This is a genomic window from Massilia sp. Root418 (genome assembly GCF_001425265.1).
GTDB lineage: Bacteria > Pseudomonadota > Gammaproteobacteria > Burkholderiales > Burkholderiaceae_D > Rugamonas.
Genome location: NZ_LMEC01000009.1, coordinates 1 through 8,204, shown reverse-complemented (window position 1 = coordinate 8,204; position 8,204 = coordinate 1). Strand labels below are relative to the sequence as shown.

14 protein-coding genes are annotated in these 8,204 nt (G+C 57.3%); all 14 read right to left on the bottom strand.

What is annotated here, in order from left to right; all coding sequences use genetic code 11:
- The coding region (locus ASC94_RS07520) for a DUF4123 domain-containing protein (protein ID WP_056392886.1) at positions 1 to 492 on the bottom strand (492 nt) is incomplete at its 3' end.
- A 214-nt stretch (positions 493 to 706) separates the two neighbouring features.
- The gene (locus tag ASC94_RS33580; protein WP_056392883.1) at positions 707 to 919 is read right to left on the bottom strand and encodes a DUF2345 domain-containing protein; all 213 of its coding nucleotides are present in this window, start codon (positions 917 to 919) and stop codon (positions 707 to 709) included.
- A 37-nt stretch (positions 920 to 956) separates the two neighbouring features.
- Positions 957 to 1,316 (bottom strand): DUF2345 domain-containing protein (locus tag ASC94_RS33575; RefSeq protein ID WP_267875093.1); only part of this gene is annotated, 360 nt, incomplete at its 3' end.
- Between the two features lie 274 nt (positions 1,317 to 1,590).
- On the bottom strand, positions 1,591 to 1,848 hold a 258-nt coding region (locus tag ASC94_RS33570; protein WP_229417200.1), incomplete at its 3' end, for a type VI secretion system Vgr family protein.
- A gap of 415 nt (positions 1,849 to 2,263) precedes the next feature.
- Positions 2,264 to 2,761, bottom strand: coding sequence for a tetratricopeptide repeat protein (locus tag ASC94_RS07505; RefSeq protein WP_229417199.1), 498 nt, complete (start codon positions 2,759 to 2,761; stop codon positions 2,264 to 2,266).
- 94 nt (positions 2,762 to 2,855) lie between these two features.
- A complete protein-coding gene (locus ASC94_RS07500; protein ID WP_056392879.1) occupies positions 2,856 to 3,263 on the bottom strand; it encodes a hypothetical protein in 408 nt (135 codons plus the stop codon).
- Between the two features lie 77 nt (positions 3,264 to 3,340).
- Complete coding sequence (locus tag ASC94_RS32365; protein ID WP_157201335.1) at positions 3,341 to 3,811, bottom strand: hypothetical protein; 471 nt, start codon at positions 3,809 to 3,811, stop codon at positions 3,341 to 3,343.
- A 272-nt stretch (positions 3,812 to 4,083) separates the two neighbouring features.
- The gene (locus ASC94_RS32360) at positions 4,084 to 4,386 is read right to left on the bottom strand and encodes a hypothetical protein (protein ID WP_229417198.1); all 303 of its coding nucleotides are present in this window, start codon (positions 4,384 to 4,386) and stop codon (positions 4,084 to 4,086) included.
- A gap of 214 nt (positions 4,387 to 4,600) precedes the next feature.
- Positions 4,601 to 4,876 (bottom strand): hypothetical protein, encoded by a 276-nt coding sequence (locus tag ASC94_RS33565; protein ID WP_229417197.1) that lies wholly within the window; start codon positions 4,874 to 4,876, stop codon positions 4,601 to 4,603.
- A gap of 2 nt (positions 4,877 to 4,878) precedes the next feature.
- Positions 4,879 to 5,088, bottom strand: coding sequence for an integrase catalytic subunit (locus ASC94_RS33560; RefSeq protein WP_157201333.1), 210 nt, complete (start codon positions 5,086 to 5,088; stop codon positions 4,879 to 4,881).
- A complete protein-coding gene (locus ASC94_RS07490) occupies positions 5,085 to 5,399 on the bottom strand; it encodes a DUF1153 domain-containing protein (protein WP_056392877.1) in 315 nt (104 codons plus the stop codon). The genes ASC94_RS33560 and ASC94_RS07490 overlap by 4 nt, the downstream gene beginning before the upstream one ends.
- A 103-nt stretch (positions 5,400 to 5,502) precedes the next feature.
- Positions 5,503 to 5,961, bottom strand: coding sequence for an Imm30 family immunity protein (locus tag ASC94_RS31610; protein WP_082616340.1), 459 nt, complete (start codon positions 5,959 to 5,961; stop codon positions 5,503 to 5,505).
- Positions 5,958 to 6,833, bottom strand: a complete 876-nt coding sequence (locus tag ASC94_RS33100; RefSeq protein WP_200955605.1) for a hypothetical protein — start codon at positions 6,831 to 6,833, stop codon at positions 5,958 to 5,960. Before ASC94_RS33100 ends, ASC94_RS31610 begins: the two co-directional genes overlap by 4 nt.
- A gap of 867 nt (positions 6,834 to 7,700) precedes the next feature.
- On the bottom strand, positions 7,701 to 8,174 hold a 474-nt coding region (locus ASC94_RS33555; RefSeq protein WP_157201336.1), incomplete at its 3' end, for a DUF4123 domain-containing protein.
- Positions 8,175 to 8,204 lie beyond the last annotated feature (30 nt).

Sequence of the window (8,204 nt, the reverse complement as noted above, 5' to 3'; positions counted from 1 at the left end):
CGCGTAGCGGGCGATGTCGGCCGGCGTGGCGGGCACGATGTCGATGCTGTAGCGCTGCTGGCGGCGCGGCTCCAGCGCGCTCCAGGCGCTCACGGGGGCGAAGAAGTAGCGCTTCTGTTKCGCGTCCAGCGCGGAGGGCAGGCCAAGCAGGATGCGCGGGTCGTAGAAGCGCATGACGACCTTTTGACCGTCGTCGATCTCGCAGTCCAGGCGGCGCGTGAGCATGGGGGCGAGCACGGGCAGCGCGTAAGGGCTGCCGATCCAGCTGACGCTGGGCGCGGCCTGTTCCAGCTGCAGCAGCCATTTGATCAGTTCTTCATGCTCGCGCGGGGTGGCGATGAGCAGTGGCGCGGCCGCCGTCAGGTGCTCTTCGGGTGTGCCGTCGAACAGCGATTTCCATTGCGCGTCCGGGAAGCGCGTGGTCAGTTCGCGCCATGCATGGTCGTGCTGGGAGCAGTCGAGCAGGGCGTAGGTGTGGGTTGGGTTGTCCATGTTTTTTCTTGTCGCTTAGCGGACCAGGAAGCTGCTGGCCTTGGCCGCCGCGTTTTTAAGGCATTCGATGCAGATGGCGCTGCCGGTGGGCAGGGCGGGCAAGGCCGCCGCGCCGCTACCGCCGCCGTCNCAGTTCGCGCCATGCATGGTCGTGCTGGGAGCAGTCGAGCAGGGCGTAGGTGTGGGTTGGGTTGTCCATGTTTTTTCTTGTCGCTTAGCGGACCAGGAAGCTGCTGGCCTTGGCCGCCGCGTTTTTCAGGCATTCGATGCAGATGGCGCTGCCGGTGGGCAGGGCGGGCAAGCCGGCCGCGTCACTGCCGCCGCCATCGAAGGTGTGCTGGCCGCCCTTGACGGTGAAGTTGCCTGGGCAGGCGAAGGTGATGTCGCCGCCGTCGAGCGTGATGCTGGATTGGCCGGCCTGCAGCACGATCTTTTTGCTGGCCTTGATTTCGATGCTGTCGTTNGGGGCAGGCGAAGGTGATGTCGCCGCCGTCGAGCGTGATGCTGGATTGGCCGGCCTGCAGCACGATCTTTTTGCTGGCCTTGATTTCGATGCTGTCGTTGACGGAGATGACGGTGATCTCTTTGTCGGCCAGAATCTCCAGCTCGCCGGTGTGCGCCTGCAGGGATACTGGGCCGTTGCCAGCGAAGGCCTGGATGCCGCCGGCGTGGCTGAAGAAGCTGGCCGCGTTGCCGGCCACCGAGGACACGGTGTGTGCCGCCGCCAGGTGCAAATCGCCCTGCGAAGTCCATTGCAGCTGCTTGCCCGCGAAGAGGATGGTGGAGGCGGGCGTGGCCCAGTTGATGCTGGCCGGGGCGTCCATCAGCACCAGCGGGGCGCCGAATTTTTCCACCGGCTTGGCGCTGTCGGCTTCGCGCGAGCCGGCTTGCGCYTTGACCGCYTGCTGGCCGTTGACCGCGCCGGCGTGCTTGCCGCTTTGCTGCGGATCGACCTGGGTGATGAAGTCCTTGTGGGCGGCGGCGGCGTCCTTGCTGGTGAGGGCGTGCTGCGCGGTGGCGGCGTCGCCGAGCTGCTTGGCCAGTTCTTCGGCGGCTTTCAGCTGCGCCAGCGCTTCGGCGGTGTCGAGCTGGGTGGANGAGGGCGTGCTGCGCGGTGGCGGCGTCGCCGAGCTGCTTGGCCAGTTCTTCGGCGGCTTTCAGCTGCGCCAGCGCTTCGGCGGTGTCGAGCTGGGTGGAGGTGATGCCGCTGCCTTGCGCGTTGCGCGCGCTGGCGGTGAGCAGCACGCCTTCGGCGCCGCGCACCACGGCCCAGGCGTCGGTGCGCAGTTCAAATCCGGCGCCGCGATAGCTGCCGCGCTGCGCGGAACCGGGCTCTTGCTGGATCAGGTAGCCCACGTTGAGCTGCGTGGCGGCGCTGCTGTTGGCCAGGCGCGTTCGCAGTGACGGCGCGCGACGCGGCTGTGACCGTGGGTACGATGGCGACAGCTTCGCGCACGCAGGCGAAGCTGTTGCGGTAGGAGCAGGCGTCCAAGCCGGAGGCGAGGCGGCCCTTGATGGATGCGTCGAGGTTATTGCCGCGCTGCGGGTTCCACTCACTGCACCTTGAAGCCGTTGGCGCCGTTGGCGTAGCGTTCGTGCTGTGTGAGCTGGAAGCTGTGACCGTGGGCCAGGCGGAGCACCGCGCCGCTGCCTTCAATGACTTTGTTGTTCAGTTCTGCGCCTGCAGCATCAGCAGGCAGCGCGGACTGGAGGCGCCGTGGCCGGTCTCTTTGCCGCTAGCGATGCGCTCCCCGCTGGGATATAGAAGTTGTTAAATGATTGCCTTTTCTTTCAGGAAGTTCAGGTACTTCTCATCCTCATTCTCAAATATTTCGGCCCCCCCGCCCATATATGCTCTCATTAGCTCATCTGCCGCTTGGTCAGCTTCCTCTTCGTCGAACAGTATCTGGCCAAAGCGGAGATGAAGAAACGGGTTTCCGATGGCGCCAGGGCAAGTCATCGCGTACTCAATAGCCTTGCGTGCAGTTACCTCAAAACCACCAAGATACGCTGCATCAACTATCGCAGCCAACACCCATGTGGCAGCCTTCCATACGTTTTTTGGTGAGGGGATCAAAGCCCAAGCCTGATTGTATTCTCTAATAGCAGCCTCATATTGCATATTTTCTGCTAGGGCGTCGCCGCGCTCACAATATGATTTAATAGCTTCATGCACCTCTTCGGCTAGTTCTAATTTTTCGGTCATTCTATTTCTTTCTTGTAAAATCCAGGAAATCTGCGGGCTCTGCTGGCGAATATTTCTCTCCAAGTCGATCTCCAGCAGAGCGATTTGCTGAACCTAATTGCAGCATATAATTATCTGGATCCAGCTACAACCTTCTGGTCAACGGTATGCGGGCCAGTTATCGATAGGCTTGGTCGTTCGAAGAACGGTATCCCGAGATACTCAAGCGGCCGATCGATCGATGTTGCCGGGGCAAGGCGTCCTCGTCGTTGAAGATATCGATACCGCTTGCCAAGAGGACGACGTTCGGCTGAAACGAGATCTCGACCAACTTTTCCTCGGCAGAAGAAAACGTCAAAGCCGCAATTTTGCATGTCATAACAGTCTCGCCTCGCCGGTTCCTACGGCTGTACTCAGCACCGACAAGTATAGCTCTGGCCTCGGCGGTCGACATGCCGAAATTTATCTTCTCCACACCAACGTAGGAAATAATTTGAAGGGTCTCTTCGTTACAGTCATGATCGTCCGCGCCAGTTACCGAAGAATCCCTGTGAATAAGATCGTCACGCTGGGACAGTGTGAACATGGGAATGAAATTAGTCGGGATCCGAATAGTCGATCTCTACATCTCCGAAGTATTTCTTGAATACCCTTGGACGCCTCTCAGGCATATCTTCGTCGCTTTGCATCTGATCTGGATAAGTAAAGTCTAAAGTGAAGTCCCCATCCTCTATCAAATAAGCGACTCCCTTCCACTCCTTGTTCTTTGGGTTTTTTCTTCACTCCTCCCAAAGTGAATAAATCAACTCGCTTAGCTCCGCGGAGAAAAATTTGAAGGTTGGCGTGCGATTCCAACCTTTTTTCGTATAATATCCCATCAGATAGGGCGCTGTCCTCGAGTTCGGCATAAATTAAGGCTTTTCCGTTTAAGTGTCCAATTGAAGACAGAACCTCGGCCCCAATCAGTTGATATAAATCTTCCAAAGCGTTACTCATCTTTGCCCATAAGAATTTTAAATCCCACCTTGTCGATTGAAGAAATGCGTCCGGAATGGTTGTTTGTCTATCCTGTACTTGATCAGCAAGGAACTGGGTCGTTTCGAATTGGCCGGATAAGTGGAATAATATTAACAAGTATTATTCCTTTCCCGTCCTTCAGTGCTTTTTCCCAGCTGTTTTCCAGCGACTTGTATGCTCCTCTGTTGAGGTTCATCTTTTGTGCAAAGTGGTTCAAATCTTCGGTCGGCCCGGTCGCCGCGCGCGATGGAGATACCGGCACCGACGATATCTGATGCCCTTCAAAAGGCCTAGAGTTCGTTCGCGGCCTCGCATTGGGACAATATTGGCCTTACATGGCCTTTATATAGTCATAGTGCTGAATCCATGTTTATGTTAGTGCTGGAGCTTTATCCGAAATTCTGATCGACAAATGCCATCGCGAATTCGTTGGGATCGACTGATACCCCTTTCCTTGCCGCAATTTCCAAATTGCTCGCCCAAATGGCTCTTATTTGAGTGGGCAGGTTTTCTGGGAAGTTCATAACTTTCTCTAATATCTCTTTCCAAGTTCCCTTTAAGTCGAATGTCTGAGAAAGTTTTTCTTCCATTTCTGTAAGGCTAGATTTTTGATCTTCAGTTAATTGGCCAATTGAGTCAAGGGCATAGCACTCAATGAGACGCAATAAGGGCTTTCCTTCGTATCGGTTCATAATTTTAGATGAAATCAGGGTCAATGTATAAGGAGTCAATGAGTTCGCTGAAGTTGTCTGCTATTCGTAATCGCTTTATATTGTCATCATGTAAAACTATCCATACCGACGGGGCCGCTTCGCGCAGATCAAAATATATCTGATTCCCTGTCCCATTCGTTTTCCATGACCTTATAAGCGCTCCGATTTAAGTTCGTGTCCTGAGCGAAGTGATCTAGCGCGTGTTCCAGCGCGCTTGAGGCCGTGCAGGCCTTGCCGCTGCGCGACAGGTGCCAGTCCAGTAGTTCTCGGGTGTGGCGTCGATCACCAAGGCCAAGGTCGCCCAGCCGTCCTTGCCCGCCCAGATCCCGCACATGTCCGTTGACCAACGCTCGTTGGGCGCCTGCGCCACGGAAGGCAGTGCCTGAATGCGCGGGCGGAAGCCGATGGCCCGTTTGCGCACCTGCCATCCCTTGAGATGGAAAATGTGTTGGACGGTGTTTTTGTTCATGCCTAGCAGGTAGCCCACAGTGCGTAGCCGAAGGATGGCGATTCCTCGATCATGGCTTTGATGGGCGCGGCCAGCTCTGGCTTGACCTTCGGCGTTGCCTTGGTCGGCTTGTAGTAGGCCGTGCGGCGCGGCACTTCCAGCCACTTGCACAGCTTGCTCAACGGGAAGACCAACCCGTCTTCTTTTAGTCCCTGGCGGATCGTCTCGATCACTTCTCGTCCTCGCGCAACAGGGACTGCAGCTTTTTTCGTACGCGCAGCTCCAACATCGCTTCGCCGTAGGCCTCCTGCAACTCCTTGATCTGGCGCTCGTACTGCTCCCGCACATCGAGCGGGTTGGCGCGCAGCGCGTTCTCCATGCCACGCTTGCCATCGTCGACCCAGGCTTCAACTTCCGATGGGGCCAAGTCATACGCGCAGCTCGCTTCTGCCACCGTCGTCTTGCCTTGAATGATCTCTAGCACAAGCGCGCTCTTGCGCTTGGGCGTCCAGCGTTTTACCTCTTCGTCCATCTTTGTACTCACTGTCAATTTCCTCAATAATGACGTGAGCAGGAATTCAGTGAGTCGTTACACTCGTCGCCGGGGGCGCTGCCCTTGGTGTCGGTGTTGTGGGCCTAACTAATAGCTATTTGGTTGCCACTAGTACAGCAACTGTTTTGCTTATGAAATCGGTGCTTTGATCATTAATTTTATTGCATAGCTGTTCTACCGCTCTTTTGGTCGGCTCGGGGGATTGCATTAGCGACTTTATTAACGCATCCTTACTTCCTGTGTTATTTAGAATCCTCATAAGAACGATGGATGCCCAACGCGGAGAAGATCGGAATAGGTGTGGTATTGCGGCTAGGAAGCCCGGGATGTAAGTCTGATCGTCAAAGGCTTCAGCGGTATGAATTATTGAAAACATACCTTCGTCGAAATCGAAATTATCGTCTAAGGATAGTAGCAATATAGTCACGGAAGCTGGATCATTCTCTTGGGCTATGTCCTCAAGAATAGCATCAATATTACGGACCGAATTCACGTCATTTTGCTTGATGGCGGAGGTGAGTTCCAAAAATTTTGATTTGAGAATAGTGTTCATTTTTTCCTTAATTTTTTGAATACCTCGGGATGTGCCCCTTTGTTTTTTTCAATGAGCTCTTGAAGGCCCTCACGTATTTTTGTGCCATACAGCCCATCTTTTTGGTATATCTTCCGAGCGTCTCGGACGCCAGCAGCCAAAGCATCCCTCGGTGCCATCTTTGCATCTGCCTGTGTGCCGTACGTAAATGTCTCGCGATGACGGCCTCCTGTCCCTGGCACGGGTTGTTCCATATTGATGGCTATGCCGTCCCTTCTTGAAACTCCATGCTGTTCCATATGTTTGGCAGACGGGATATGGTTGGGAGTAATGTTATCGCCTCTCGAACCAGCGTTGATCAACTCTTTGTAGGAGGCAACTTTGCCCTCATCAGGCAGTAGCTTCTTCGCTGGAACAGTTGAAGTTGCACAACCTTCGCAGTCGTCTCCCTTTTTAGCGGCAGATTTTTCCTGTTTCGCCGCCGCATCCTTCGCAGCGTCGGCCTCTTTCGCAATTTTAGCTTCCTTGGCTGCCACTTCGGCTGCTTCGGCTTGTTTTTTTGCTTTCGTCAGATCAGCGACGGTTTGGGTCAGCGCGGCGACCTTTTTCTCCAAGCCCATGATGGCTTTGGTGGCGCGCACGGCTTTGGCGGGCTTGGCCAGCGCATCGCCCAAGTAGGGCACCATGCTGACGGTGCTGAGCGCGGCCCCCCAGTAGTCGCCGCGGGCGATCGACAGGCCCGCTCCAACGATGTCGGATGCGGGGGTTGGATCAATGATCCCGGTAGCATCGACTGCGGCGTTGGCAATTTCCAGCTTCAGGTCATTGTCCGCCTTAGCCAGCGCAGTCGTCGCATCGGAAAGCTTCTTGGTGATGTCTTGCAGGTTCATCATGACTGGCCACCCGCTTGCCCCGGTTCCAGCTCAAACAGCGCGTCGTAGCGCTTGGTCCGCACGATCTGCTCCCAGGTCTGATCGGGCAGCTTGGCGATCATCTGGCTCAGGCGTTCGGATTGCGGAACGTTGGGGTTGGTCAGGTAGGCCTTGACCATGGCGTGATCGTCGAAGGAGGGCGAGACGGTCATCATCAGACCGGCGAACAGGTGCTGGGCGCTGGCGTCGGTGATGCCATAGCTGGTGGCGCGGGCCACGGCGGCGATGGCGATCTCGCGCAGCATGCCGCGCTTGATGCCGGCGATGTCGTCCGGGCAGGTTTCGTCCCAGTGCCGCACGATGCTGTCGTACANTTGCGGAACGTTGGGGTTGGTCAGGTAGGCCTTGACCATGGCGTGATCGTCGAAGGAGGGCGAGACGGTCATCATCAGACCGGCGAACAGGTGCTGGGCGGTGGGATCGGTGATGCCGTAGCTGGTGGCGCGGGCGACGGCGGCGATGGCGATCTCGCGCAGCATGCCGCGCTTGATGCCGGCGATGTCGTCCGGGCAGGTTTCGTCCCAGTGCCGCACGATGCTCTCGTACAGGTTCTCTTTGTCGAAGTACATCAGCTGGTCGCGCTGGGCCAGCGTAAGGCTGATGGGGGCGAACGCGTAGCGGGCGATGTCGGCCGGCGTGGCGGGCACGATGTCGATGCTGTAGCGCTGCTGGCGGCGCGGCTCCAGCGCGCTCCAGGCGCTCACGGGGGCGAAGAAGTAGCGCTTCTGTTKCGCGTCCAGCGCGGAGGGCAGGCCAAGCAGGATGCGCGGGTCGTAGAAGCGCATGACGACCTTTTGACCGTCGTCGATCTCGCAGTCCAGGCGGCGNGGCCGGCGTGGCGGGCACGATGTCGATGCTGTAGCGCTGCTGGCGGCGCGGCTCCAGCGCGCTCCAGGCGCTCACGGGGGCGAAGAAGTAGCGCTTCTGCTGCGCGTCGAGCGCAGAGGGCAGGCCGAGCAGGATGCGCGGATCGTAGAAGCGCATGACGACCTTTTGACCGTCGTCGATTTCGCAGTCGAGGCGGCGCGTGAGCATGGGGGCCAGCACGGGCAGCGTGTAGGGGCTGCCGATCCAGCTGACGCTGGGCGCGGCCTGTTCCAGCTGCAGCAGCCATTTGATCAGTTCTTCATGCTCGCGCGAGGTGGCGATGAGCAGTGGCGCGGCGGCGGTCAGGTGTTCTTCGGGCGTGCCGTCGAATAGCGATTTCCATTGCGCGTCCGGGAAGCGCGTGGTCAGTTCGCGCCATGCGTGGTCGTGCTGGGAGCAGTCGAGCAGGGCGTAGGTGTGGGTTGGGTTGTCCATGTTTTTTCTTGTCGCTTAGCGGACCAGGAA